The organism is Neorhizobium fuzhouense, from assembly GCF_042611105.1.
GTDB lineage: Bacteria > Pseudomonadota > Alphaproteobacteria > Rhizobiales > Rhizobiaceae > Neorhizobium > Neorhizobium galegae_A.
Window position 1 is genome coordinate 474,042 of sequence record NZ_JBHFFP010000001.1, and the last position, 25,055, is coordinate 499,096.

25 protein-coding genes are annotated in these 25,055 nt (G+C 61.7%); 8 read left to right on the plus strand and 17 right to left on the minus strand.

Annotated features, from left to right (window positions below):
- Window positions 1–11: 11 nt before the first annotated feature.
- The 4 genes from cysW to ACEXP3_RS02445 form a co-directional block, all read right to left on the minus strand.
- Window positions 12–872, minus strand: coding sequence for a sulfate ABC transporter permease subunit CysW (cysW, locus tag ACEXP3_RS02430; RefSeq protein ID WP_210103214.1), 861 nt, complete (start codon window positions 870–872; stop codon window positions 12–14).
- Complete coding sequence (gene cysT, locus ACEXP3_RS02435; RefSeq protein WP_377295819.1) at window positions 865–1,716, minus strand: sulfate ABC transporter permease subunit CysT; 852 nt, start codon at window positions 1,714–1,716, stop codon at window positions 865–867. The genes cysW and cysT overlap by 8 nt, the downstream gene beginning before the upstream one ends.
- A gap of 106 nt (window positions 1,717–1,822) precedes the next feature.
- Window positions 1,823–2,845, minus strand: coding sequence for a sulfate ABC transporter substrate-binding protein (locus ACEXP3_RS02440; RefSeq protein ID WP_377295820.1), 1,023 nt, complete (start codon window positions 2,843–2,845; stop codon window positions 1,823–1,825).
- 236 nt (window positions 2,846–3,081) lie between these two features.
- Window positions 3,082–3,531, minus strand: a complete 450-nt coding sequence (locus ACEXP3_RS02445) for an RrF2 family transcriptional regulator (protein ID WP_377295821.1) — start codon at window positions 3,529–3,531, stop codon at window positions 3,082–3,084.
- 365 nt (window positions 3,532–3,896) lie between these two features.
- Between ACEXP3_RS02445 and ACEXP3_RS02450 the strand changes: the two genes are divergently transcribed.
- From ACEXP3_RS02450 to cysN, 3 genes are all read left to right on the plus strand, one after another.
- The gene (locus ACEXP3_RS02450; protein ID WP_377295822.1) at window positions 3,897–4,640 is read left to right on the plus strand and encodes a phosphoadenylyl-sulfate reductase; all 744 of its coding nucleotides are present in this window, start codon (window positions 3,897–3,899) and stop codon (window positions 4,638–4,640) included.
- 129 nt (window positions 4,641–4,769) lie between these two features.
- Window positions 4,770–5,726 (plus strand): sulfate adenylyltransferase subunit CysD, encoded by a 957-nt coding sequence (gene cysD, locus ACEXP3_RS02455; protein ID WP_210103219.1) that lies wholly within the window; start codon window positions 4,770–4,772, stop codon window positions 5,724–5,726.
- On the plus strand, window positions 5,726–7,216 hold the full coding sequence (gene cysN, locus ACEXP3_RS02460; protein ID WP_377295823.1) for a sulfate adenylyltransferase subunit CysN: 1,491 nt from the start codon (window positions 5,726–5,728) through the stop codon (window positions 7,214–7,216). The genes cysD and cysN overlap by 1 nt, the downstream gene beginning before the upstream one ends.
- 92 nt (window positions 7,217–7,308) lie before the next feature.
- Here cysN and ACEXP3_RS02465 read toward each other — a convergent pair whose 3' ends face one another.
- Window positions 7,309–8,334: a LacI family DNA-binding transcriptional regulator gene (locus ACEXP3_RS02465; RefSeq protein WP_377295824.1), complete on the minus strand. Its 1,026-nt coding sequence runs from the start codon at window positions 8,332–8,334 to the stop codon at window positions 7,309–7,311.
- A gap of 891 nt (window positions 8,335–9,225) precedes the next feature.
- Here ACEXP3_RS02465 and ACEXP3_RS02470 point away from each other — a divergent pair.
- The 5 genes from ACEXP3_RS02470 (at window position 9,226) to ACEXP3_RS02490 (ending at window position 11,810) form a co-directional block, all read left to right on the plus strand.
- A complete protein-coding gene (locus ACEXP3_RS02470) occupies window positions 9,226–9,579 on the plus strand; it encodes a hypothetical protein (RefSeq protein WP_210103221.1) in 354 nt (117 codons plus the stop codon).
- A gap of 226 nt (window positions 9,580–9,805) precedes the next feature.
- Window positions 9,806–10,516: a hypothetical protein gene (locus tag ACEXP3_RS02475; protein WP_377295825.1), complete on the plus strand. Its 711-nt coding sequence runs from the start codon at window positions 9,806–9,808 to the stop codon at window positions 10,514–10,516.
- Window positions 10,517–10,786: 270 nt separating this feature from the next.
- The gene (locus ACEXP3_RS02480; RefSeq protein ID WP_210103223.1) at window positions 10,787–10,996 is read left to right on the plus strand and encodes a cold-shock protein; all 210 of its coding nucleotides are present in this window, start codon (window positions 10,787–10,789) and stop codon (window positions 10,994–10,996) included.
- Window positions 10,997–11,174: 178 nt separating this feature from the next.
- On the plus strand, window positions 11,175–11,396 hold the full coding sequence (locus ACEXP3_RS02485; protein ID WP_377296067.1) for a hypothetical protein: 222 nt from the start codon (window positions 11,175–11,177) through the stop codon (window positions 11,394–11,396).
- A gap of 33 nt (window positions 11,397–11,429) precedes the next feature.
- Window positions 11,430–11,810 carry a DUF6481 family protein gene (locus tag ACEXP3_RS02490; protein WP_210103224.1) on the plus strand — a complete coding sequence of 127 codons (381 nt, stop codon included), beginning with the start codon at window positions 11,430–11,432 and terminating at the stop codon, window positions 11,808–11,810.
- A gap of 39 nt (window positions 11,811–11,849) precedes the next feature.
- Here ACEXP3_RS02490 and ACEXP3_RS02495 read toward each other — a convergent pair whose 3' ends face one another.
- From ACEXP3_RS02495 to ACEXP3_RS02550, 12 genes are all read right to left on the minus strand, one after another.
- Window positions 11,850–13,043: an ABC transporter permease gene (locus ACEXP3_RS02495; protein ID WP_377295826.1), complete on the minus strand. Its 1,194-nt coding sequence runs from the start codon at window positions 13,041–13,043 to the stop codon at window positions 11,850–11,852.
- A gap of 4 nt (window positions 13,044–13,047) precedes the next feature.
- Window positions 13,048–14,190, minus strand: coding sequence for an ABC transporter permease (locus ACEXP3_RS02500; RefSeq protein ID WP_377295827.1), 1,143 nt, complete (start codon window positions 14,188–14,190; stop codon window positions 13,048–13,050).
- Window positions 14,190–14,942 carry an ABC transporter ATP-binding protein gene (locus ACEXP3_RS02505; RefSeq protein WP_377295828.1) on the minus strand — a complete coding sequence of 251 codons (753 nt, stop codon included), beginning with the start codon at window positions 14,940–14,942 and terminating at the stop codon, window positions 14,190–14,192. Before ACEXP3_RS02505 ends, ACEXP3_RS02500 begins: the two co-directional genes overlap by 1 nt.
- Entirely contained in the window at window positions 14,939–16,009 is a 1,071-nt protein-coding gene (locus tag ACEXP3_RS02510; protein WP_377295829.1) for an efflux RND transporter periplasmic adaptor subunit, read from the minus strand. Before ACEXP3_RS02510 ends, ACEXP3_RS02505 begins: the two co-directional genes overlap by 4 nt.
- A 58-nt stretch (window positions 16,010–16,067) precedes the next feature.
- Window positions 16,068–17,090 carry a helix-turn-helix domain-containing protein gene (locus ACEXP3_RS02515; protein ID WP_377295830.1) on the minus strand — a complete coding sequence of 341 codons (1,023 nt, stop codon included), beginning with the start codon at window positions 17,088–17,090 and terminating at the stop codon, window positions 16,068–16,070.
- A gap of 172 nt (window positions 17,091–17,262) precedes the next feature.
- Window positions 17,263–17,994 (minus strand): glycosyltransferase family 2 protein, encoded by a 732-nt coding sequence (locus tag ACEXP3_RS02520; protein WP_377295831.1) that lies wholly within the window; start codon window positions 17,992–17,994, stop codon window positions 17,263–17,265.
- Between the two features lie 135 nt (window positions 17,995–18,129).
- Complete coding sequence (locus tag ACEXP3_RS02525) at window positions 18,130–19,059, minus strand: glycosyltransferase family 2 protein (RefSeq protein ID WP_377295832.1); 930 nt, start codon at window positions 19,057–19,059, stop codon at window positions 18,130–18,132.
- Window positions 19,056–21,221, minus strand: coding sequence for a glycosyltransferase family 4 protein (locus tag ACEXP3_RS02530; protein WP_377295833.1), 2,166 nt, complete (start codon window positions 21,219–21,221; stop codon window positions 19,056–19,058). Before ACEXP3_RS02530 ends, ACEXP3_RS02525 begins: the two co-directional genes overlap by 4 nt.
- Window positions 21,222–21,311: 90 nt before the next feature.
- A complete protein-coding gene (locus tag ACEXP3_RS02535) occupies window positions 21,312–21,794 on the minus strand; it encodes a hypothetical protein (protein WP_377295834.1) in 483 nt (160 codons plus the stop codon).
- The gene (locus ACEXP3_RS02540) at window positions 21,791–22,798 is read right to left on the minus strand and encodes a hypothetical protein (protein ID WP_377295835.1); all 1,008 of its coding nucleotides are present in this window, start codon (window positions 22,796–22,798) and stop codon (window positions 21,791–21,793) included. The genes ACEXP3_RS02535 and ACEXP3_RS02540 overlap by 4 nt, the downstream gene beginning before the upstream one ends.
- A 459-nt stretch (window positions 22,799–23,257) precedes the next feature.
- A complete protein-coding gene (locus ACEXP3_RS02545) occupies window positions 23,258–24,232 on the minus strand; it encodes a class I SAM-dependent methyltransferase (protein ID WP_377295836.1) in 975 nt (324 codons plus the stop codon).
- On the minus strand, window positions 24,225–25,049 hold the full coding sequence (locus ACEXP3_RS02550) for an FkbM family methyltransferase (protein ID WP_377295837.1): 825 nt from the start codon (window positions 25,047–25,049) through the stop codon (window positions 24,225–24,227). The genes ACEXP3_RS02545 and ACEXP3_RS02550 overlap by 8 nt, the downstream gene beginning before the upstream one ends.
- Window positions 25,050–25,055: the final 6 nt, after the last annotated feature.

The window sequence follows — 25,055 nt, forward strand, 5'->3', positions numbered from 1 at the left end:
TTCAAAAATCCTCAGTGTTTCCGGCCAGCCGCGATCTCGTCGCCATAGCGCAGTTCCAGAACGGTCTTCAGCGCAAGCGTCACGAGGGCGAGCAGTGCAAGCAGGGTCGCAATCGCAAACGCGGCCGCGAAGTTGTACTCGTTGTAAAGGATCTCGATGTGCAGCGGCATGGTCTCGGTCAGGCCGCGCACATGGCCGGAGACCACGGACACGGCGCCGAACTCGCCCATGGCGCGCGCATTGCAAAGCAGCACGCCATAGAGCAGGCCCCATTTCACGTTCGGCAGCGTCACGTACCAGAAAGTCTGCCAGCCGCTGGCGCCCAGCGACAGCGCCGCCTCCTCATCGCCGGTGCCCTGCTCCTGCATCAGCGGGATCAACTCGCGCGCGATGAAGGGAAAGGTGACGAAGATGGTGGCGAGCACCATGCCCGGCAGGGCGAAGATGATCTGGATGCCCTGCGATTTCAGGATCGGCCCGAGATAGCTCTGCGCGCCGAACAGCAGCACATAGACCAGACCGGAAATGACCGGCGAGATGGAAAACGGCAGGTCTATCAGCGTGACCAGAAAGGTCTTGCCGCGAAATTCGAACTTGGCGATCGCCCAGGCGGCGGCCACGCCGAAGACGAGGTTGAGCGGCACGGCAATCGCCGCAACCGTCAGCGTCAGCCGGATGGCCGCAATGGCATCCGGCTCGTCAAAGGCCGCGATGAAGGCGCCTGTTCCCTTGCGGAAGGCCTCGTAGAACACGGTCACGAGCGGCAGGACGACGACGATGCCGAGAAAGGCGACCGCAAGCAGGATGAGGATCAGGCGCCATGACAGCGTTTCGCTGGCCGGATCGCGGTAGCGGGAGGCGACCTTAGACATTCGAGTACCTCCTGCGGCTCCACATCTGCAGCATGTTGATGATCAGCAGCATGACAAATGAAATGATCAGCATGATGCAGGCAATCGAGGTGGCGCCCGCATAATTGAACTCTTCCAGCCGGATGACGATCAGGAGCGGGGCGATTTCCGACACGTAAGGCACATTGCCGGCAATGAAGATGACGGAGCCGTATTCCCCCACGGCCCGCGCGAAGGCGAGCGCGAAGCCGGTCAGAATGGCCGGCACCAGCGTCGGCAGCACAATTCTCGTCAGGGTCTGCAGGCGGCTGGCACCCAGCGTGGCCGCGGCCTCTTCCATCTCGCGGTCCAGTTCCGCCATGACCGGCTGCACCGTGCGCACCACGAAGGGCAGACCGACGAAGATCAGCGCGATCACGATGCCGAGCGGCGTGAAAGCGATCCTGATGCCGAGCGGCGCGAAGATTTGCCCGATCCAGCCCTTGGGCGCATAGAGCGCGGCAAGAGAAATGCCGGCGACGGCGGTCGGAAGCGCAAACGGCAGATCGATGATGGCATCAAGCAGACGACGGCCCGGAAACTGGTAACGCACCAGAACCCAGGCGACGACAACACCAAATATGACATTGATGGCAGCGGCGATGAGGGCCGCCCCGAAACTGACGCGCAGCGCCAGAAGCGTGCGCTGATCGAAGGCGAGCGCCCAGAAGGCATCCCATCCGATCCCGGTGGAACGCCAGACCAGGGCTGCCAGGGGAACCAGGATGATCAGCGTCAGATATAATACGGTGTATCCCAGCGTCAGACCAAAGCCTGGAAGGATGCTCGGCTGGCGCCAGCTTTTCATCAATCTACCTGTCGTCATGGATCGGGGGGCCGCAGCCCCCATATTGCCCGTCTTTACACTTGCGACAAGACCCGGCTTGACACCGGGGCTTCTCGCGTTTTGCGATGGGAGGCGTTTGGAAGGATTACTTGCCCGGCTTGTACAGCTGGTCGAAGACGCCGCCGTCGTCGAAATGCTTGGCCTGCGCCGTCTTCCAGCCGCCGAACAGCGGATCGTCGATGGACACAAGATCAACCTTGGGCAGCGCCGCCGCACCGGCCTTCACCAGTTCCGGCTTGGAGGGGCGATAGAACCACTTGGCAGCCAAGGTCTGGCCTTCGGCGGAGTAGAGGTAGTTTAGATAGGCTTCCGCGACCTTGCGCGTGCCCTTGGCGTCGGCATTGCCATCGACCAGCGAGACTGGCGGCTCGGCAAGAATCGAAAGCTTCGGTACGACGATCTCGAAATCGCCATCGCCGAATTCCTGCTTGGCGAGATAGGCCTCGTTTTCCCAGGCAAGCAGGACGTCACCCAGCTGGCGCTGCGCGAAGGTGACCGTGGAGCCGCGCGCACCGGTGTCGAGAACCGGGGAGTGCTTGTAGATGTCGCCGATATAGGCCTTAATCTTGGCATCGTCATTATTGTACTGCTTGGCAGCCCAGAGCCATGCGGCCAGATAGTTCCAGCGGCCACCGGCAGAGGTCTTCGGGTTCGGCGTGATGATCTGCACGCCATCCTTGACCAGGTCCGACCAGTCCTTGATGCCCTTGGGGTTGCCCTTGCGCACCAGGAAGACGATGGTGGAGGTGTAGGGAGCCGAAGCATTCGGCAGGCGCTTGCGCCAATCGGCCGGAATCTTCTTGGTCTTCGAGGCGATGGCATCGATGTCGCTTTCCACACCAAGTGTTACGACATCGGCATCAAGACCATCGATGACGGAACGCGCCTGCGCGCCGGAACCGCCATGCGACTGCTGGATGGTGACGGTCTCGCCCGTCTTCGTCTTCCAGTCGGCGGCAAAGGCAGCGTTGAATTCCTTGTAGAACTCGCGGGTCGGGTCGTAGGACACGTTGAGCAGCGTGGTGGCGGCAAAGGCCGGTGCGGCAGCACCTGCGATCAGCGAAACGCCAAGGGCCAAGACGCCCAGTCCTTGGATGAAATTGCGCATGTGGAACCTCCGGTTGACGTGACGGTAATGTCTACCGGAGTGGTCGACTTGGTCAATCGGGGGCCGGAAGAAGGCAAAACTGTTTCCCCCCGTCCGTGAACGCGGCAAAGAATGCCGTGGGGGATCTGCCGATCACGGAAGATATATTCGCGAAACGAAGCGGGAGTGCAAAGTCTATCCGGCCAGCCGGCGGGTTTTGCCCGTTCTCGCAGAAGATTTTTCCGCAAAATGACCGTTCAGGCGCTCATCAGCTCTGTTGCCTTGGCCTCTTCGACGCCGCCCAGCGCATCGGCGATGGTGGTGGAAAACAGCACGTCACGGCTGGCCGTCGCGACCCGGGCAAAGACGTGGCGGATTTCGCAGAGATGTTCGCCATCGCAATCCTCGCAGCGGCGATAGGCCGTCTGCGACAGGCAGGGCAAGGGCGCGATCGGTCCATCGATCAGCCGCAGGATTTCGCCGAACGTGATGTCGCCGGCCGGCTTCAGCAGCAGATAGCCGCCCTGCTTGCCGCGCCGGCTGTCGACGATGCCGTTGCGCTTCAGCTCCAGCAGGATCTGCTCGAGGAATTTTTTCGGAATGGCCTGCTGCGTGGCGATCTCTGAAATCATCAACGGCCGTTCGGTATCGGCTTGCGCCAGGGCCGTCAGCGCCCGCAGGGCATATTTGGCTTTCTGCGAAATCATCAAAATTCCATCAGCGAGATCGACATGCACCTGACCTCAAGAGGACTCCGGCGACGGCATCGGCGGAGGGACTGTCGGCAGGGTGTGGAGAGGCATGCGGACGGCCCGTCCTGCGCCGCCGGGCTGCTGCCGGACACGCATTTGAACCGCGACTTCGCACTAACCCAAATCCGCCGGAAATACAAACGGATCAAGCCCCTCAAATCTAAGGGATGCGGGCTTTTGCGTGCAGCGCCCGAAGTTTTCTCGCCAAGCGGCGTTTTCTAGAGATATTTGCTCTCGCGCACGTATGCATGAAATCCCTGTTTCTGTCCGCGCCGGCCGCCCCATGGCATAAGGTCAGGCAACACAGCGGATTTGACCTCATGACCTTGCATCAGACATTGCCGGATATCGCCTCACTCGATGCACAACTCGCAGCCCTTTCCCTGGCCGGCCGGCTGTCGCTCGCCGCAAGCCTGGGGCGGGCGGTGTTTACCACCTCTCTCGGCATCGAGGACCAGGTGATCACGGCAGAGATCGGCACGCACCAGCTGCCGATCGCGGTCTCGACGCTTGAAACGGGCCGTCTATTTGCCGAGACGGTGGCGCTGATCGGCGAGACCGAGGGGCGCTACGGCCTTGCCATACAGCGTTTTTATCCCGATGAGGCCGATGTCGACGGCTTTGGCGCGCAATACGGCCTCAACGGCTTTTACGACAGCATCGAGGCCCGTCATGCCTGCTGTCACGTGCGCAAGCTGAAGCCGCTTGCCAAGGCTCTGGCTGGCGCCGAGATCTGGATCACCGGCCTTCGTCGCGGCCAGTCCGACAACCGGGCGACCACGCCCTTTGCCGAGTATGACGCCGAGCGCGGCCTCATCAAGATCAACCCGCTGGCCGACTGGTCGCTCGAGGCCATCAAGGCCCATGTGGCAGCACTCGACATTCCGGTGAACCCTCTGCACGCCCGCGGCTATCCCTCCATCGGCTGCGAGCCCTGTACGCGCGCCATCAAACCCGGCGAAAGCGAACGCGCCGGCCGATGGTGGTGGGAAAACGACGAAAAGCGCGAATGCGGCCTGCATGTAGCAGAGCCCGCCGGCTCAAAAATCCCTACACCCGCCTGACGAGGCCAGATTTTACTGTCCTTCCCTCCCCCTCCCGCCGGGATCTTGTCCCGGGCGACACGAGGCCGGCGCAGCGGAGGGGCTTCACTGAACACGACATGGGGGCGAAAGCTCTTAAGGAAAGCAAAGATGCATATCCATACATCCGAATACGATCCGCATTCCAAGGACCAGATTGCCAAGCCGCCGCTCGATCCGCACCTCAAGGCACTTGAAAACGAAGCGATCCACATCTTTCGCGAAGTGGCCGCCGAATTCGACAAGCCGGTCATGCTCTATTCCATCGGCAAGGATTCCTCCGTCCTCCTGCATCTGGCGCGAAAGGCCTTCTTTCCCGGTCGCGTGCCCTTCCCGCTCCTGCACATCGATACCGGCTGGAAATTTGCCGAGATGATCGCCTTCCGCGATCTGATGGCGGAAAAATACGATCTCGACCTTGTCACCCACACCAATCCGCGCGGCAAAAGCGAGGGTGTAACCCCGTTCACCCACGGCTCGGCGCTCTATACCGACATCATGAAGACCGAGGCGCTGCGCCAGGCGCTCGATGCCGGCGGCTATGACGCAGCCTTCGGCGGCGCGCGCCGCGACGAGGAGGCAAGCCGCGCCAAGGAGCGCATCTATTCCTTCCGCACGCCCGAGCATCGCTGGGATCCGCGCAACCAGCGCCCGGAACTGTGGAACATCTATAACGGCATGATCCGCAAGGGCGAAAGCGTGCGCGCCTTCCCGCTGTCCAACTGGACGGAAGTGGATATCTGGCGCTACATCCAGGCGGAAAACATTCCGCTGGTGCCGCTCTATTACGCCGCCGAACGCCCTTACGTGGAACGCGACGGCATGATGATCCTGGCCGAAGACCCGCGCCTAGAACTTCTGCCCGGCGAGACCGTGCAGCACGGCATGATCCGCTTCCGCACGCTCGGCTGCTTCCCGCTGACCGGCGCCATCCGCTCGACGGCAACGACGCTCGACGCCGTCATCGCGGAACTCGAAATCGCAACCGTCTCCGAACGGCAGGGCCGCGCCATCGACCGTGACCAGTCCGGCTCGATGGAAAAGAAGAAGCGCGAAGGATATTTCTGATGACAGCCCCGAAATCCGCAACCGCGCCGCTTTCCGCCAGCAATGTCGTACCCTTCGTTGAACCTGCAAAGGCCGTGCGCGACAGCCGCCCGCTGCGCCTCATCACCTGCGGCTCCGTCGACGACGGCAAGTCGACGCTGATCGGCCGTCTACTGTGGGACACGAAGGCGGTGAAAGAAGACCAGGCGGCCACGCTGAAGCGCGACAGCGGCAGCCAGAACGATCTCGGCCTGCCTGATTTTGCCCTGCTGCTCGACGGCCTTCAGGCCGAGCGCGAACAGGGCATCACCATCGATGTCGCCTATCGCTATTTTGCGACCGACCGCCGTTCCTTCATCGTCGCCGATACGCCCGGCCACGAACAGTATACCCGCAACATGGCAACCGGCGCCTCGACGGCGGATCTGGCCATTCTGCTGGTCGATGCACGCGCCGGCCTTCTCGAACAGACCCGCCGCCATGCCACCATCGCCTCGCTGATGGGCATCAAGCAGTTCGTGCTTGCCATCAACAAGATCGACCTCGTCTCCTACGACAAGGCGATCTTCGAGAAGATCAGCCATGACTTCAAGGAACTGGCGCTGTCGCTCGGCGTGCGCCACGTGACCGCCATTCCGATGTCGGCGCTGAAGGGCGAAAACGTCGTCTATGACGGACGCGCCGCCATGCCCTGGTACGACGGCCCGACGCTCGTCGAAACGCTGGAGCTTGCCACCACGCGCTCGGCGCAGGCCGGCGCCTTCCGCCTGCCCGTGCAGCGCGTCTCGCGTCCCGGCGAAAGTTTTCGCGGCTACCAGGGCACGGTTGCCGGCGGCTCGGTGAAGCCCGGCGACAGCGTCACCATCCTGCCATCGGGCATGGTGGCAAACGTCAAGCAGATCGTCACCTTCGACCTCGTGCGCAATGCGGCCGTGGCGGGCGATGCCATCACGCTGGTGCTCGACCGCCAGGTTGACGTGTCGCGCGGCGACATGATCGTTTCCATGGACGGCCAGCCGATGACCGGCCTCAATTTCGATGCGCATCTGGTGGCGCTGCAGCCGGGCGGCATCGAGCCTGCCAAGCGCTACTGGCTGAAGAGCGGCGCGCGGCGCCAGCGCGTCACCATCACGCCGGTCTCGCAGCTGGAGCTTTCCTCGGGCAAGTGGAAGCCGCATCACGAAACGCTCGCGATGAACGCCATCGGCAAGGTGCATCTGAGTTTTGACGAAGTGGCCGTCTTCGACCCCTACGAGCAGAACCGGGCGACCGGCGCCTTCATCATCATCGATCCGGACACCAACAACACGGTGGCCGGCGGCATGGTGACGGCCAAGCGCGCCGATCTCGGCGGCATTCACCGCGAAGGCGAGCGCGTTCTGCTGTCGCTTCCGGCCGATCTCGCCGACGAGCTGATGGCAAGCGAGGCCTTTTCGGCCCGCCGCGACGACGTCGACATCCGCCGCGTAAGCGCCGCCCGCGCCGCCGACATCCTGGACGAGATCGAATAGGGTCTGCCACCGAATGATCAAGCCGGCCGCAGCAGTGCTTCGGCCGGTTTTTGTTTCCGACAGAAAAAATTCAAGTTGCCGGTCGCGTGCCTTTACCCGGCAGGGCGGCGGGTGGTGCGGCGCTCGATCAGTTCGAAGCCGAGCCTGATTGTCTGGCGTTCCATGGTGCGGCCGTCGGCGCTGCGGATCAGAAGGTCGCCGGCGCGGTATCCCATTTCGAAGAGCGGAAGCCGCACGGTGGTGAGCGGCGGGTTCATCACGGTGGCAAAGTCGAGATCGTTGTAGCCGCAGATGCCAAAATCGTCCGGCACGCGCCTGCCCAGACGCTGCGCCTCAAACAGCACGCCGAGCGCCAGGTCGTCGTTCTGGCAGAAGACGGCATCTATATCCGGGCGCGCCTTCAGGGCCCGGCGCAGCAGGCGGCAGCCCATTTGCGTGGATGTCGCGGCATTTTCCGTGTGGATGAGGTCGGGGTCATAGAGGCCGGCCTGCTGCAGGACGCGGGCATAGCCTTGCGTGCGGCGGCCTCCACGCACATCCGGCGCCACCCCGAGAAGCGCGATGGCGCGGTAGCCGCAGGCGAGCAGATGCCGGGTCGCCGCTTCGGCAGCGGCGGCGTGATCGACGGCGATCGCCGTGGCTGCCGTCTCGATGCCGACATCCACCACCTGGATGACCGGGCAGTTGGCACGGCGGATCAAGTCGCTGACTTCCTCGAGGCCCTCAAGACCGCCGAGCACGATGCCGGCGGTGTTCTGCGACATCAGGAGACGCACCTGCCGCTTTTCCTCCTCCACGGAATTGTGGGTATTGGCATACTGGATGCGAAACGTGCTGTCGCGCACCCGCTCCTCGACGCCCTGCATGAAATTGAGGAAGGCACGGCTGGTCAGCGAGGGAACGAGGACGCCAAAGGTGGAATTGTGGCGGCTGGCCAGCGCCCGCGCCGCCTGATCGGGCACATAGCCCATGTCCTCGATGAGATCCAGAATCCGCTGGCGAAGGCTGGGGGAGACCTTTTGCGGTTCCCGCAGAACCCGCGAGACGGTGATGGCGCTCACCCCGGCCCGAACCGCCACATCCATCAATGTCGTGCGCTCGCTGCGTCCCCGCCTCACCGCACACTCCCGTTGCTGCAGGAGCGACCGATTCGCGGAAAGCGAGCGATCCCACCCGCATGGCAACGCGCACTCACGGCGGAAGATGAAGGCCGCTCGGGCGCCAGTGAACAAAGTCTATCGAACATGCGTTGCCTACCGAACCATCATCGCAACCATAGGTGATTGCAACCAGTATCTCCGGAAGCCGGCAATACGCAACGCTAAGCTGGAAGAAAAAAACAGGACCCTCAGTAATCCTGTTGACAACAACGTGAATATTAATATGTAATTTTACAATTACGTATCCGTGATGCACTTGTATCGGTCAAGAATGTTCGCCATTCACGAGTATTGACACAGTCTGCATCACGGAAACTTGGCATTCACTGTCAGACATGCACCGCGGTCAAAAGACCAAACGGTACAGGGACCATATGATCACCGCCCACATCAGAATCGAGATGTTGAGCGAGAGAACATAGGGGGAGTGGTAAAGTTTCAGCATCATGATTTATCCTCCTCCGCAACGGCACGCCTCCACACGACGCCGTCACAGAAATGAAATATAGCCGCAAAGGTTCCACGACGCAACAATAAGAGCCTTACATAGCAGTCATTTCGACACAGCCACAGCCGGCGATTGCCTCAGTGTGGTACGGCCATCCGCCGGGCGGAAATGTCAACCAGCGCGACAAAAATGCGCCAGCGCCCAATAAAAATGCAGAACCTGCAGTTTATTTTCCGTGAGCGCCCGTCGCCCCCTCGGCAAGCCCGCCTCAAATCTGCTAGTGCGCCTGATCCGGCGCGACGGCCGGGCGCCGGCATCCCTTGCGCCCTGCCCTGCCGCGTCGATGCGCTGCCGACGGCATTATGAGCGCCGTCTTACGAGATGAGAAGGGTTTCCAGGACATGAACTACCGCTTGATCGCGCTTGCAACGCTTGCCGGCGTGCTGACCGGCTGCGCCACCACGCCGACGCCACCCTCGCCGATCGAGACGCGCTGGAAAGGCCAGTCGGCCGGCGCCTTCTTTGCCCGATTCGCGCCGCCCTACAGCGACACGACGGAAGGTGGCGAGACGACCTATAGCTGGCGCGGCGGTTTCCAGCGCATCAAGACGAAGGAAGGCCAGTCGATCAGCGTCAGCTGCAGCGCCCAGATCGTCACCGACAAGGACTACCGCATCCGCGCGATCCGGGTGCTGGCCGACCGCCCCGGCGCCAACGGCCCGAGCTACTGCACCGAACTTCTGACCGCACAGTAAGTCTTGGACGACCTCCGGCGGCGCGAGACCTTGCGCCGCCGGAGGCCGGTTCAACCACCGGCCGGCCGGCGGCCACGAAAAAGCCCGGAAGTCGCCGATGCTGGCTCCAAGCGAAACGGCCGCAACCGCGCCCAAAAAACGCCCTGCAGAGGTGGAGATGGCGTATAGTCCTCTATGCATTCGGCAAGACTGCGTGGCAGATGCTGCGGCAGAAGAGGACCAAGGCTTGACGCCGGAGCCTGTCGCCACCGGACGCCCTGCCTCACGCCCGACCCTCGGACAGGCAGCCCAGAAGGGCGGCCTCGTCGGCTTTGCTCTGGCCACTCTCGCCCTGACCGCTCTGATCCCCCTCCCCGGCCTTACATCTACGGCATGGTCCGCCGAGGTGTCGGCGCAGGAGATTGCCCCGAACTTTGCCCTGATCAGCCTTCGCGGCCCAATCGAATCCGGCGACGACAAACGCTTTGCCGCCATTGCCGGCCGCTACCGGGCAGCAACGGTGAGGCTCGAGAGCCCGGGCGGCGAGCTGGAACCGGCGCTTGCGATCGGCAGGCTGATTGCGGGCAAGCGGTTTGCCACCAGCGTTGCCCCCTCCCGCCTATGTGCCTCGGCCTGCGCGCTTGTGTGGCTCGCCGGCGCACCGCGCATCCTGTCCACCACATCGCTGATCGTCTTTCACCGATCCTACCGCCTGCAAGCCGACGGTCAGGCCGTGCGCAGCGAACGCGGCATCGCCCGCACCCGTCAGTATCTTTCCCGCCTTGGCCTGCCACCGGCCGCCATCGCCTTTGCGACGCAGGAGGATGCCCGGCGCGCGCCCGACGAAAGCCTTGCCGCACTTGACCCGCGCACGGCAAAAACCCTTGGCCTTGCCGTCACCCTGCAGGAGGCTCCGATGAGCGGGGCGCCCTTTCCCGAGCGACCGGCGCGGCGCTGACCGGGGCGTGACCGGCTGCGGCTTGCCCGCCTTCAGGCGATGGACCGACGGCCGCCTCATCCGGCATTTTCGAAAATAGCGAAATAAAAATTTGACATCGGCACCTCAAGCCCTTAGGTATGGGTCATCGATATTTTGCTTGCTGAGCTTTGGTTACTGCGCGATTGGCACCGCGCCCTGAACGAACCTTTCCTTTCAAAACAATCGCTATCACCGTCCGCAGGGCTTTCTGTCCTGTGGTTCCTCACGCATGCTTTGAAAGGGTTCATCATGACCACGGGCACAGTTAAATGGTTCAATTCCACCAAGGGCTTCGGCTTCATTCAGCCTGACAACGGCGGCGCTGACGCCTTCGTTCACATCTCGGCTGTCGAACGCGCCGGAATGCGCGAAATCGTCGAAGGCCAGAAGGTGTCCTACGAACTGGAGCGCGACAACAAGTCGGGCAAGATGTCGGCCTGCAATCTCCAGGCTGCTTAATTCGGTATCTGCTTTCCCTTGACCACGGATGTACTGGCACTGTTGAAAGCACGGGTACCAAGCGAGGTCAGGCAAATCATTGCCTGGCCTTTTTTATTGCCGTGGCCGCCAAGGCCCGGCCCTCCTCCTGGATACTTCGGCCGCGCGCCTTCGCCGGCCCTCCCGGGAAAGGACCATGATGACACAAACATACAGCAAATCCCGCCAGCGGGCCGAAATCGCCTTTGGCGCCACGCAAACGCAGGTCCTTGCCAAGGCTCATGCCGTGGACGAACAGACCTCGCTTGCGAAGTCCCGCGAGGACAAGACGGCGCGGTTGCGCCAGGCGCGCCTCGAGCGGGATAGCATCGAGAGCCAGAAGCCGGCGGCAACGCCATCGAAACGTGTCAGGACCCCCTGATTTTTGGTCAAGACACACAACCGGGATAGAGATTTGAAAAACATTCGAAACAAAGAGATATCCGAGCGTCGCGGCACGGCCGCCGAGGCAAAGGCGGCCCAGCTTGCTGCTTACCGGGCCGCAAAGGAAGCCGCAGAACCGAACCGCGAAGCGCGCATGGCTGAACAGCGTGCCATTGCCGAAGCCCGCGACGCGCGCCGCGCCGAACGCGAGCAGGCAAAGCGTGACGAAAAGAACCGTCTGGAAGCGGAAGCTGCCGAACGCGCCGCAGCCCTCGCCGCTGCCGAAACGGCAGAAGCCGATGCCCGCGAAGCCGCCAACAAGACCCGCGTCAGCCGCGTACTCGACGACGAAGCCGCCCGCAAGGCAGAACGCGACCGCCGCTATGCCAACCGCAAGGCGCGCCAGCGCTGAAGCGTCAGGGCCTGAAAACGTCAGCCCCTTCGCCAAAGGTCAGCCCCTTCCCCCCAAGGCCGCCGCAAGCGGCTGGCGCGTGGCGGCAAGGGCTGGCAAGGCCCCGCCGACGAGGCCGATCACAAGGCCGATGAGGCCGGCCGACAGCATCACGTCGGGCGTGACGGCGAGATCAAACGCCATGCGCGCATTGTTGGCGCCAATCGTGCTGGCCTGCCAGTCGTTGAAGGCGATCAGCGAGAGACCAAGCCCGAGCACCGTTCCCAAAAGCGCCAGCACCATGGCCTCCACCCCGGTGGCAATGAAGGCGGCAAGCCGGCTGAAGCCGAGCGCCCGCACGGTTGCGATCTCCACGGCTCGCTCGGAGACAGAACTCATCATCGTGTTGAGCGCCCCCGCACTGGCGCCAAAGCCCATCAGCCCGGCAAGCGGCCAGCCGAAGAGGCGGATGAGGCTTGCCGTTCGCTCCGATTGCCCCGCATAGAGATCCGCTTCGCTGACAGCGACAAGCGGCGTTTCGGCAAAGCCCGCAAGGCTTTGCTGCAGCTGTTCGAGCGCCATCGGATCGTTCAGCCGCAGCTTGACGCTCTGCACCTCGCCCTGCCGGTCGAAGGCGGCGCGCACAGCCTCCAGATCCGCCCAGATTTCACTTTCAAACGCACTGCCGCCGGCCGAGAATTCGCCCGACACCGTCCAGTCGACCGGGCCGAGCCGCAGCACATCCCCGACATGCAGGCCAAGGGCGCGCGCGATCTTAGCGCCGATGACGATATCGCGCCGACCGCCTGAAAACATCAGCCCCTGGGTCAGCGTGACGGTATCGCGGATGGCGGCACCGGTCGCATCCATGCCGCGCAGCGCAAGCGTGCGGGAAGCGCCGCTCATGACGTCTGCCACATCGACGGGAACGACGATTTCCCGCGACAGGAGAAGATCACCGGCGGCATTGCGTGCAAGGCCCGGATCACCGCTCAGCGCCGACAGCGCGTGCAGGGCGCCCGGCGGAATGGCAGAGCCGCTTTCCTGGTTGGTGCCGCCGCCCAGCATGACGGCCACGCGTGGCGAGCCGGCGCCGGCAAGCGCCACCTCAAAACCCTTGGCCATGGCGAGAAAGCCGGCAAGGGTCATCACCACCAGAGCCACCGATAGCGCCATCGACGCCGAGAGGGCAAAGCGCCGGGGAAGGCTTGCAAGGCTTGCGTGGATCATCACGCGGGTTTGCTGGAAGAGCATGCGGTCACCTCGTTCTGAAAGCGGAAACAATGGGCATGCGCCAGGCGCCAAGCGCCGGAAGGGCGCCCGCCGCAAGGCCAAGCCCGATGATGAGGCCAAGTGCCCGGGCGAGGATGGCGGGCGTCAGCACAAGGCCAAGTGCCGGCCCGGCGGCAAGCGTGCCGAGCTTTGCAAGCACGAGGCCGATTGCGCCGCCAAGCGCCAGCAGGAACAGCGTTTCGAAGAGGATAAGCGTCAGGATCGCGCTTTGCGAAAAGCCGAGCGTCTTCAGAACGCCGATCTCGAAGCGGCGTTCGCGCACGGCAAACACCATGGTGTTGACGACGATCATCATCAGCGTGACGAAGGCCGCCCCCACGACAAGGTTCACGATGAGCCCGACATCGGCATACTGGCGCAGGAACGCCTCGAGAAACTGCTTTTCCGACTGCGTGCGCGTCGGCGAGGCGGAGTTTCGAAACAGCGCATCGATGCGCGCGGCAAGGTGCCCCACATCGGCGCCGGCCTTCGGGCGCACCACGAAGGCATCCACCGTATCGCTGCCCCTGGCGCGTGCCGCATTGACGTAATCCAAGCGGGCAATGGCGAAATAGGTGTCGGTGGAGGCGTTTTCGCCCTCGAAAATGCCGGCAATGGTGAAGCGCCAGTCGCGCCCGCCCTCCTTTTTCAGCATGTCGAAGGCGCTCACCGTCACCGACTGGCCGACCTTGAACCCTTGCGCCTCGGCAAGCGCCCGCCCGACCAGCAGCGTATCGCGCGCCGCGCCCAAGGCTTCGACCTGAGGCGTGCCGAGGCCGAGGCCCTTGCCGTTCACGGCCATCATCCGCGCCGGATCGGCAGCGCTGACGGCCACAACATTCCTTTCCGTGCCGACAAGACCGCGCATCCGCACGAGGGGGGCAATATCTGCGACATCGGGATCACCCTTCAGCCGCTCGCCAAGAGCCATCGGCAACGCCTGGCCGCGTCCGCCCGCACTCATGACGCCGAGAATATCCTCGCTTGCGGCCGAGGCACCTTGCGAGCCGGCGAGAAAGCTCGACGTCAGCCCGTAGATCAGGAAGGCAATGGCGATGCAGACGAGGAGCAGCACGGTGCGCAGCGGCTTTCGCCAGGCATTGCGGCGGGCAAGATCAAACAGCGTCATCAGGCGGCCCTCGCCTCTTCGATGAAACGGCCCTTGTCGAGGATGAGCGTGCGGCGGGCATAGAGGGCGGCCTGCGGATCATGCGTCACCATCACGATGGTCTTCTTCATCTCGCTGTTGAGGAAGCGCAGCATGTCGAGCACCGCATCGGCCGAGGCCCGGTCGAGATCGCCGGTCGGCTCGTCACAGAGCAGAAGCGGCGGATCGGACACGATGGCGCGCGCAATGCCGACACGCTGCTGCTGGCCGCCGGACATCATGCCCGGTCGATGGTTTTCCCGCCCGGCAAGGCCAACGAGATCAAGCACCTTCTCAACCCGTGCCCGCCGCTCCCGGCGCGACAGCGGCTTCAGGAGGAGCGGCAATTCGACGTTTTCCGCCGCGCTCAGCATCGGCAAAAGATTGTAGAACTGGAAGACGATGCCCATGTGATGCGCCCGCCAGGCCGCCCGCGCGCCCTCCCCCATCTGGTCCAGACGGCTGTTGCCAATGCGCAAGATGCCGCCATCCGGCCGGTCGATGCCGGCGAGCAGATTGAGAAGGGTCGACTTGCCGGACCCGGACGGCCCCATGATGGCGACGAAATCACCTTCCGCTATGGCAAGGTCGAGGCCGGCAAAGATCGGGATCGCCTGCTGGCCGATCCGATAGGCCTTCCGCAGGTTTTCCAGCGCAATGTAGGGCGCGTCCGGCAGCGGTTCCGGCACGGGCGACGCGGGTGAGAGGGTATCGATGGTGTCCGGTTGGCTCATGGCAGTCGGTCTCCGGTGTCGTTGAGGAAAAGGCGGATGCGCGCGGCCATGTTCGGCCGGATGCCCGCCGGCGGATTGGTGAGGGAGAGGCGCAGCGACAGCGTGCCCTTCTCCGCCGAGGCAACGGGGGAAAGCCGGCGGACGGTGACGGCAAACGGCCGGTCTGGAAATCCATCCAGCACCGCCTGCCCGGCAAGGCCGGGTGCCAAGGTCGCGATCTGGCGTTCGGCCACATCGGCATCGATCACCAGATCCGTCATGTCGGTGAGTGCAAGAAGGTTCTGGCTTTCGCGCACGCTGTCGGACCGGGCGAGAACGCTATCGCCGACATGGGCATCGAGCCGGGTGACGGTGCCGGCAAAGGGCGCGCGCACGGTGAGCGCATCGACCCGTTCCTGTGCGACCCGAATGGCAAGATTCGCGCTGTCGATCGACTGGTGCGCCTGCGCCACGGCGTTTTCCGCCTTCAGCATCGCCGTCTGCGCCTCTTCCAGCGCCTGGCGTGTGGCCGCATCGCGCAAGGCAAGAGTTTTGATGCGCGAGAGGGAGGCGTCAGCCTGGGCAAGATCAAGAGCAGCCGCCTTGGCCTGCAGCTCTGCCTTGTGCCGATCAAGAAAAGCCTGATCGAGGGCCGAGCGGGCGGTGGCATCGTCGAGCACGACCAGCACGTCACCGGCCGAGACGAGATCGCCTGCCGCCACCGCGACCCGGACGACCTGCCCCTCATATCGGGAAAACACTAAAGTCTTCTGCGGCGCCGTGACGAAGCCGGACCCGGTGATTTCACGCGCGGCAGGCGGCGTGGACACTGCCGCTGCGGGTCTCTCCGCCACCGGCACCGGCTCCGGGACGGGTTTGCGCAGGGGCAGGATAGGCGGCTGGAGGATCAGCACAAGGCCGGCGGCAGCACCGGCAAGCGCCATGGCCAGAGCAGCGAGAGAGAGGCGCCGTGCCGGCGGCTTGGGTTTTGGTGAAACGGGCTCTTCAAACAGAGACCGGAGTGCCGCATCGCGCGACACGTCGCGCGGCGGGACACAGGGGTGCGGAGTGCGGTTTGGCGTGTTCATGCCGCAAGACTGGCGGCACGGCGGCCGCTGCGCGACCTGAAACGCGATGTGCTGCGTGCTAGATCGCGTTCGAGGACGCCCTCTCGGCGCGCCATTCGAGCGGCGTCCTGTCGGTCACGCGGCGAAATTCGCGGTTGAAATTGGATTTCGTCTGGAAGCCGACGGCAAACATGATCTCGGTCACCGGCCGGTTGCTCTCCTCCAGAAGCGCGCAGGCTTCCGCGATCCGCTGCTCGTTGACATATTGCGAGACATTCTTGCCCGTCGCCCGGTTGATGGCCGCAGAAATCTGCCGGGACGGAATTCCGGCCTTGCGCGCCAGCCGGTCGAGATTGAGATCGGCATCGCGATAGACGCGCTTGACGCGCATCAGGCTCTCGATCGCGGCAAGCGTCTCTGCATCCTCCGGCAGGGCGACGTCTGCCACGGGCTCGGCCTTTTCCACCGGCACGGCGGGGGCGCCGGCGCTTGCTGCTGCAACAGCGATGATGGCAAGCAGCGCCAGATTGCCGACGGCCACCACCGGGCGCACATAGGCACCCTGGGTCATGGCGAAATCGAGAAAGACCAGCGTATCGATGGTGGCGGAAAACAGGAGGGCAAAGGCTGCAAACAGAATGGCGCGATAGGCCCGCGCGCTGCCCTCGAACGGCGCAAGCTTCAGCGCATCCGCCCCCTTGCGCATCAGGAGAAGAATGGCCACCGCATACGCGACAAAGATCGCCACCAGCACAAGGTCGATCCGCTCGCGGCCGAACAGCAGAAGCACGATGATGATGAGCGCCGGAAGCGCATGCAGGAGAAGCCGGCGCGTGACCGGTGCCCGGCTCTGGCGCACCAGCCGCAGCACGCCCGCATAGGCAAGCGGCGGAACAAGCGCCGCCCCGACCGGCGCCAGATACATGACCGCCGTCACCCCATAGCCCCAGCGCAGGCCCGAGAGGATCGACTGGAAGACGCTCAGCAGAATGAGCGCCAGGAAGGGCCCGTTGCGCACGCCTTCCTCGTCCCGCCGGATGACGTGCACGAAGACGAGGGTGAGAAGAATGGCAACGACAAAGGGAAGCGGAATGAACGGCATGAAGGACACTGTGACGAAAGCGATCCGCCCATAATGACCGCGAACCGAGCCGAAGGCGACCTCAAACGTGATCGAGAACTTTTAGGCGACCATTCAGCGACGTCGGGAAAGGAGCAGGTCTGTCACTTTGAACCAAGGGCCTGCACAAGCTCAGACTGTCGCTTGAGATCGGTCAGTACGGACGGATTGACTTGAACCAGACAGCGTAAGGTTGGGCGAGCCACCACTTCAGCGGAACGGATCCATAGTGACGACGCACCACATCGATGGCTTCTCGATAGTGGCGGGCACGTTGCGTATTGGTCTTCGTCTCGGCGTGAACCCGGTTGACCGCAATGAACTCGTCCGAGAACCACGGCGTCCCGAATTGTTTGTAGATTCTCCACCACAGATCATAATCCATGGCCATGTGCAGTTTTCCGTTGGCGCCGCCGACTGCATTCCAAACGCTGCGCCGAATGAGTGTCGCAGGCTGAGAAATGATGCAACGCAAGGCCATTCGCCTCTTGGAGAATGGCTCTACCCACACCGGATAACGCCTCTCTGAACCGTCTACGACATTGAGGGCGCGACCGTACACCATGGGAGCCTGTGGATGGCTTTCCAGGTCCCTGACCAGACGCGGGAGCCCCCCGGGAAGAAACCAATCGTCGCTGTTGAGCCAGCAGACATAGGGCGCGCTGCCCTTTGCGATACCTTCGTTGATGGCAGCGGCCTGGCCATCATCCCTGTGACTGCGCCAGCCCGCAAGGCGGTGCTCCCACCGTTGGATAACCTCTTGCGTGTTATCCGTGGAACCGCCGTCCAGAACAAAAACTTCCACGGGTATGTCCTGCTGGAAGATCGAGCCCAGCGCGTCGTGAAGAAAACGTCCCTGATTGAATGACGGTACGACGACCGTCACCACCGGCTCCTGCCCCATGGCGTCACGCCTCTCTCATCGCAAGAAAGCCCTTACAGGCGACAAACCCATCCTGAAACGACGCCCTACGAGGCAAGCGCCATCCTGGCGAGAAGCGCCGGTGATGAGGGGTCCCCCTCATATCGATTCACCCTGTTTGAGCGCCTTATCAAACGCTGCATCCGCGATCCGATGGGCATAGAGAAACCGTCCATGGTGCAGAAGACGCGCCATTTTTCCCTGGGTCGCTCCATAGCTGCCGCGGCGCAGGGTGCCGATTTCATGGGCGCCATGCCGGACGAAATCCGCCTGTGACTTCTGCGCGCCGTGAACCCTGAAGACACCGATCAGCCGCGGGACATGACGGAAAACAGCACCTGCGTCCGCAAAACGCAGAATGAGTTCCCAGTCCATGGCAAAGCGCAATCCCGCATCGACCCGCGAACCCGCCTTGTCCCAAATTCGCCGTCGCCAGAACATCGATTCCTGCGGGACATAGTCAATATGGCGCAACACCTGCCCGTCATGTCCGGGCAGGATCCATCGCCCGATTTCCCTGCCCTGCTCATCTATGATGAGCCTGTTGCCGTAAATCACATCCACTTCGGGATGATCCCTGAAATATGTGCCGACGGTGTGGAGCATGCCGGGCAGCAGCAGGTCGTCCGAGTTGAGATAGCCCATGATTTCGCCAGACGTACGAGCAAAGCCACGATTCAACGCGTCCGCTTGACCGCTGTCACGCTCGATATGGATTTCGAGAGGGCGACCATCGAAGCTCCCGAGGATTTCGGCGCTGCCGTCGTTCGAGCAGGCGTCTTGCACAATATATTCAAGGTCCGGATAGCCTTGAGACAAGACGCTTTCGATGGTTTTTCCGACGAAGCTCGCCTGATTGAACGAAGGCGTCACCAAGGATATGCGCGGCAGCCCTCCGATATCTCCCGCAAAGCCGATCGCCGTCACGGACATCGGCTGTGGACGGTGCTGATGCAGGCGACCGAGGCGCACGCCAAGAAGTCGGCGCAGGTGGCCACCGAGGCCCCAAGCGGAAAGCCGTGTTCTCATTGAGGCTGCTCTCCCAGCAATTCGGCATACAATGCCGAGTACCGGGCGCTCATCACGTCAAGACTGTATTCATCCAGCGCCTTCCGGCGCGCAGCATTGCGCAACCCCTCACGATCGGGATGATGCGTGAGCCACTCTATCCCTGCGGCCAGATCGGCGGGATCGAACGGCTTTGCCAGCCAGCCGTCCAATTTATGCGTGATCATGTCCGGCAGCCCGTTTGCCGCGAACGCCACGCAAGGTGTTCCGCATGCCATGGCTTCGGCAACCGTGTTGGGCAGGTTGTCCTCGCGCGAGGGACAGATGAACACGTCGGCTGCCGAATACATCACGGCCAGGCTGACATCGTCCTGCAGTGTGCCGAGCGCCCTTACGGTGAGGTTCGGGTTGCCATCCAGAAAAAGCCGCCCTTCGCCGAAGGTGAGGAGTGTGCAGCGGAATTTTAGATTGCCGAGAGCTTCGGCGAGCAGGTCACCGCCCTTGCGACGATCCGTCAGCCACTGAGCACCAAACAGCAGAACGGGTTCTTCGGTATCTATGCCGAGAAACGCCTTTGCAGCACGTCTGTCGAGCGGACGGTACACGTCTGTATCCAGGCCGTTCGGGATCACCTCGATGCGCCGGCCAGCAAACAGACTGCTCTGCCGGGCGACATCGGCGAGCCAGCGGCTCGGGGCGACGACCGTGAGGTTAAGGTCGGCATAGGTATCCCGCTTCCGCTTCCAGATCCTGCGGGAGAGGTCGTCATCGCGGGCACTGACGAGTTGTGGACACTGGCCACATTGCTGTCGAAAGCCGCCACACTCGCCGGTGTAGTGGCAACCGCCGGTAAAGGCCCAGGTGTCGTGCAGGGTCCACACAACCGGCGCCTTGATACGCTTCAGATCCTCGATCCGCAGCAGGCTCGAGGCCAGCCAGTGCAGGTGTACCAGGCGTGGCCTGAAGCGGCGCAGCGGCACGCGCAACGGGTTGATCCATGCGGCGGGCGTAAACGTCACCGGCAGTCGGTTTGGGTAGCGCAGCATGGGAAGCCGGTCGAGCGACGCGAAACGGACCGCCAACAGGCCCTTGATAGACCACTGGTAACGACCGAAGACATCGGGCCGCAGGTCTTCCTTCACCAGCGTCAGGTAACGGGCGCGGGGATAAAGGCGGCTTATCCCCAGATAGGTTCGCCATGCAGCCCGTGCCGCACCGCCGTTTTTCTGCACCGTATTGACGACGAGGATGTCCACATCCTGTACCGGAGGAAACAGCTGACGGCGAACGCGGCCGGCAAAATACCGTCCGCGATCCCGCATGATGCGTGCAAGACTGCGAGCCTTGCGCAGCACCACCCGTGGCGTCAAACGTTCCGGCTCGGGCGCCGGGGGGCAAAAGGCCTGATAGAAGGCGGCGCTGATCTCCGGCACGATCTTGCCCGCAGGACAGAAGGCCTTGGGCTGGAAACTCTCGTCCAGAGCTTCATGCTGCCGTCCCGGGTCCACGCCGCAATGCACGCCGCTATTGTCCAGGCCGATATTGTTGACCAGGGTTTTGACCGGGTAGATGCAGTTCATGTCATTGGAAAAATGCGCATGGCAAAAGCGGATCGCCCAGGAATCGATGCGTCCTTGATGCTGATGCATCAGCATCTGAGACATGTCCGGACCGCCACGATCGAAGCGCGCCTGAGCCTGCGGATCCGCCATGAAGGCATCGAAATACCCCATGTCCCAATCGACTTTTTCCCACCGATCCTGCCAGGTTGCCCATCCCCAGGAGCAGCCACGATACGACGAATAGGTATCGTAACCATAGCCTTTCGGGATCGCCATGGTGCGATCCGGGAACTGGTAGCCACCAATGGAGAACGCCTTCGGATCGCTTTCGTAGTGATTGAGAGTGTCGTTCATGTACTGCAGGAAAAACCGCGAGGTCACGAGATCATCTTCGAGAACGATCACCCGTCCGTGCGCCTTGATGATCTCGGTCACGCCGGCAATCACGGATCTTGCAAGGCCCATATTACGCTCGCGCCGCACGATGCGCACGGAGGCAAAGCCCTTGAGATCGGTCAGCAGAGCGCGCACGGCATCGACGCCCGCAGCTGCGGCATCGTTCTTTGGCGCATCGGAAAAGACGATCAGGTCCGACTGACCGGCAAGCGTGTTGAGCGCCAATGCCTCCAGTGTGGCTTTGGTATGATCCGGCCGATTATAGACAAAGAGGACAACGGGGGCCGTCATGACAACTTTCAAGTGGTTTCTCTCTCAAGGAGCTCGCAACACGTAATAGCCTGTCCAGCCGGTTATGCCACTGCGAATTGTTGCCATGGCCGGACTGTCAGCTGCGAAAGTGCGGCCCTGGTCTGATCGATACCCGGAGTCGATATTGAGCCAATCGCTTTCATCGACAAGGTTTCCGAGAATATTCCATTGCGATACCTTGATAACGCCGAACAGAATCGTCGTCTGGCGCGGTGGTGATTCCGAGTTCAGATTGCTGCAATACAGGTGAAGGTTGAAAACGGGAAACCATGTCGTCGCGGAGAACTCGCCAAAATCTTTTCCGAGAACCGTCAGGGGCAGGACGGTTTGCGTACCCCAGTTCTTGCTCAACCGGATTTCTTCATCACCATTGAAGCCTGATGCCGAAAATGTGATGGTGTAACGGACGGGAAGGACCAGAGCAGCCCCGACAGCGAGGGAAATCGCAAAGAAAGCGACGAAAACAATCAGTAGCCTACCGGTCATAGCGGCAATCTGACTTCGACATTATTGGCGCTTGAAGCCCTATCATGACCGGTCAGCGAGACTATCGGAAGGCAGTTCTGAGGTTGGAAGACGGCGAGGCCAGGATTGCCCTCGCCGGCGAGCCGACATAGCGAAGAAGGGTGCCAATCGCCGCCCGCGCTCCATCTTTCCAGCATCTGCGGCAGTTCGTATGCGAGGCCATTGATTGTCACGTCATAGACGCGCAAGGCATTGCTGGACGCCCAGTTTTCGAAGTCGGACGAAACACCGGTCGCGCTCGCAAAATACAGCGGGAACTGCTTCATCTGTTCGTCGAGCAAATCAAGACGGGCCGGCACATCGCTGTCTGAGAGAATGTCAATGAAGCCAGTCCCCTCGTCCTGCGTTTTGGCGGCTGCCATGAGGTTGTTGGTTGGATCCAGAAAATAGGCTTTGCCTTCCTCCGGATCATACGCATCCACGAACATATGCCCTTCGATTGCGGGAGTATTCCACGCGATGGCCCTTGCCTGAATGGAAAACAGGTCGAGAAGCATCAGCAGGCGAACGGTCAGATCTCCGCAATTGCCTTCCTGCGAAGTCAGGAGCTCGGTGAGCGAGCCGGACAAGGGGCGAACCTCGAAGTTTGGAAAGCTGCCGTTCACTCTGATCATCAGGTAAGCGATGAAACGTTCCCGATCGGAACTGAAAGTGGCCCATTGATCAAGGAGCGGACCATCCTTCTGATAGCCGGCCAGAAGCGCCTGGCGAATATCCTTTTTGTGTTTCAGATCGAAGGGGCCGGAGTCGGAGAAAACCGGCATTCGCATCCGGGAGACGAACGCGGCCTGCTCCTTGCTGAGGCCAAACTGGTCGAGCGGCACCGGCACAACCCGGTTATCCTGGTCGACAATGTATTTTTCTGCACTTCCGGCATCCAGAAATCGGCTGGAAGCCCATGTTCCCGTAAAGAGACCAGCCAAGCCGAACAGAACCAAGAGCAGATAATGAACTGGCTTTTGCATATGACCTGCCACCATATTCCTGGGATGAGCCAAGCCAGCAATAACGTTCCGATTTTGTATCAATCCACTTTGCCTTGCTGCTGAAATGCGTGGTCCTGACCTTCATGAAGACAGAATTTATTTTTAGAAAAAATCGGGCGTGGAGCACAGCCACACGGCAGTCTGTCGTCGGACAAGTCTCTCATCTCGACCTGTCATGTTAGCGCAATCACGGAACGATGTCTGAAGGTCTCCGCCCGCCCCTCGCGATGCCTCCGAGGGGATTTCGCGCTATCCATGCACGGCATCCGTTCTTCGAACCAACGTCATTGCCACCTTCCATTTATGAACGGCAAGCGCCTGCCGCAGACGCTGGATAGATGTACATCCGGCGGTGCCTCTCCTGCCCGCCTAGAGAGGTCCGCCAGGTCGAATAAACCAGCGTAGAGATTATAAACCGATTTTTGTACGGCGATATTCTCAGATATAGGGGTTTCGCGGCAGATCGGCGACATCCCATCCCGCGTTGGAAAAACTCCGTTTGGTCTCGTTGTTCATCTGTTCAACGAAAAACCCGGCCATGATCAGGTTGGAATCCGACTTTCCCGTCCGGCATAATTCGTCTTTTCCGCGAATAACGGAGACCCATTCGCGAAACACCGATGAGCGTTTCTCGTCCGCCGGCTCAAATTCGCAACCTTTGATATAGTGGTCGTTCAGGCCCTTCACGACGGTTTGCGGCAAGTTCAGTCCCAGAGCGATCTTTTCAATTTCACGTCTGGAAATCGCATAAACATAGTTGCCGCTGGTTTCCCAATCTGCAGGATTGTAGACAACAGGAGGGCGCTTCTCTTCCTCTTTAGGGCGTTCAGGCGGGATCCCCCGAAGCAATAGCCGCAATCCAGCGATTATTCGCGTCTTTCGTCCAAAACGGGGTGCTGCGTGGCTGAGGGGCAGAACGACATCGTAGGTATCGTTTGGTTCAATGATGAATACCGCTTTGCGAGCAACCCGTATCATTTCGTAGAGCGCGACGTATGGGCGGGGAAAGTGATGCAATGCTTCCTTGCAAAACACATAATCGAAGGAATTGTCGGGAAAGCTCAGCCGTTCGGCATTTTCAACAGCATATTCCTCAATCAGCCCCTTTTCGCTGGCGGCCGACAGAAGTGCTTCACTGATATCGGTCGCCATGACGGAGGAAAAGCCATGCTTTCGAATGCGGATCGAATCCAATCCCCATCGACCGTCGCCAACCGTGAGCCAGGTGCTGTCGGTGTCTCCACCCGCAAGAATCTGCGCGCATTCATAGGCACGGGAATGTCGCCAATAATCGGCAGTCGTTTCATCGAACCAGGATGCGGATATCCGCTTTCGTTCTTCGTCAACGAGATCGTTTTGGAAGTGGGTTGCGTGCCGCGCGTAATGCTGCTGGATGAAGCTTTCCTTATCCATGGGAATTCTCCGTTCTGCGAACCAGCGTTATGTTGCTGCCTTCAGCCGCGATGCACCGCATTCCGGCGTCCACGAGCATCCCGATATGCTTGCCGATCCGTCCAAGCGCGCCCGCGTCCTGGGGAACATGCGTTTCATCGAACTCGATCAGCAAGATACGCGGAAGTGGGCCGGCCGAGGCAAGGTCGCTGATCACATCGTATTCGCCGCCTTCGATGTCCATCTTCATGAGATCGATATGCGTGTCGCCCTGCTGGGCCATCAGGGTAGACAGGCGGTGGCACTGCGCAACGAAATAATTGTCGGTCTTCTGCAGGTTAGCGGTGGAGCACGATACGTGACTGGGGTCTTTCGGCATGTAGAACTTCAGTTCCACGTCCTGACTTGCGAGCCCCACCGGCAGGAAGGTTAGTCGAGCCAGTTGTTCCGGCGTCAGGTCATAAAAATCGGTTGTGCTGTTGTTGACCGGAAAGCGGTTGCCGGCGCGTACAGCCTCGCTCAGCTGACGAAAATGCTCGATGGCGCGTGGCGTCGGATCTACGATGCGCGCCTTGCAACCGAACTGCTTGACCAGCGCGCAATCGAAACTGATATCCTCTCCGGCTCCTGCCAGATAGCAGATGCTGTCCGGTCCGAGAGCCGCATCAGCCGGAATGATCCAGCCGCCATACTTGGTGCCGAGGCGGGCAAGCGCCTGCTGTGGCAGAAGGTCTTTGGGATTGACAAGGGCAAGCAGTGGCGAGGCGTCCTGAAGGGGTGCCGCCGCGCTGACGCGGTGGAACAAGGAACCCACGAGCTTTTTGACATGATCCTTCATGATGAC

Bases quoted from the DNA above. Each gene is read 5' to 3' on its own strand.
- cysW (WP_210103214.1), bottom strand. From the start codon at position 872: ATGTCTAAGGTCGCCTCCCGCTACCGCGATCCGGCCAGCGAAACGCTG.
- ACEXP3_RS02515 (WP_377295830.1), bottom strand. From the start codon at position 17,090: ATGCCGTTCATTCCGCTTCCCTTTGTCGTTGCCATTCTTCTCACCCTC.
- ACEXP3_RS02450 (WP_377295822.1), top strand. From the start codon at position 3,897: ATGACCTTGCATCAGACATTGCCGGATATCGCCTCACTCGATGCACAA.
- ACEXP3_RS02495 (WP_377295826.1), bottom strand. From the start codon at position 13,043: ATGCTCTTCCAGCAAACCCGCGTGATGATCCACGCAAGCCTTGCAAGC.
- ACEXP3_RS02540 (WP_377295835.1), bottom strand. From the start codon at position 22,798: ATGCAAAAGCCAGTTCATTATCTGCTCTTGGTTCTGTTCGGCTTGGCT.
- ACEXP3_RS02480 (WP_210103223.1), top strand. From the start codon at position 10,787: ATGACCACGGGCACAGTTAAATGGTTCAATTCCACCAAGGGCTTCGGC.
- ACEXP3_RS02545 (WP_377295836.1), bottom strand. From the start codon at position 24,232: ATGGATAAGGAAAGCTTCATCCAGCAGCATTACGCGCGGCACGCAACC.
- cysT (WP_377295819.1), bottom strand. From the start codon at position 1,716: ATGACGACAGGTAGATTGATGAAAAGCTGGCGCCAGCCGAGCATCCTT.
- cysN (WP_377295823.1), top strand. From the start codon at position 5,726: ATGACAGCCCCGAAATCCGCAACCGCGCCGCTTTCCGCCAGCAATGTC.
- ACEXP3_RS02510 (WP_377295829.1), bottom strand. From the start codon at position 16,009: ATGAACACGCCAAACCGCACTCCGCACCCCTGTGTCCCGCCGCGCGAC.
- ACEXP3_RS02505 (WP_377295828.1), bottom strand. From the start codon at position 14,942: ATGAGCCAACCGGACACCATCGATACCCTCTCACCCGCGTCGCCCGTG.
- ACEXP3_RS02525 (WP_377295832.1), bottom strand. From the start codon at position 19,059: ATGAGAACACGGCTTTCCGCTTGGGGCCTCGGTGGCCACCTGCGCCGA.
- ACEXP3_RS02470 (WP_210103221.1), top strand. From the start codon at position 9,226: ATGAACTACCGCTTGATCGCGCTTGCAACGCTTGCCGGCGTGCTGACC.
- ACEXP3_RS02550 (WP_377295837.1), bottom strand. From the start codon at position 25,049: ATGAAGGATCATGTCAAAAAGCTCGTGGGTTCCTTGTTCCACCGCGTC.
- ACEXP3_RS02440 (WP_377295820.1), bottom strand. From the start codon at position 2,845: ATGCGCAATTTCATCCAAGGACTGGGCGTCTTGGCCCTTGGCGTTTCG.
- cysD (WP_210103219.1), top strand. From the start codon at position 4,770: ATGCATATCCATACATCCGAATACGATCCGCATTCCAAGGACCAGATT.
- ACEXP3_RS02445 (WP_377295821.1), bottom strand. From the start codon at position 3,531: ATGATTTCGCAGAAAGCCAAATATGCCCTGCGGGCGCTGACGGCCCTG.
- ACEXP3_RS02485 (WP_377296067.1), top strand. From the start codon at position 11,175: ATGACACAAACATACAGCAAATCCCGCCAGCGGGCCGAAATCGCCTTT.
- ACEXP3_RS02535 (WP_377295834.1), bottom strand. From the start codon at position 21,794: ATGACCGGTAGGCTACTGATTGTTTTCGTCGCTTTCTTTGCGATTTCC.
- ACEXP3_RS02500 (WP_377295827.1), bottom strand. From the start codon at position 14,190: ATGACGCTGTTTGATCTTGCCCGCCGCAATGCCTGGCGAAAGCCGCTG.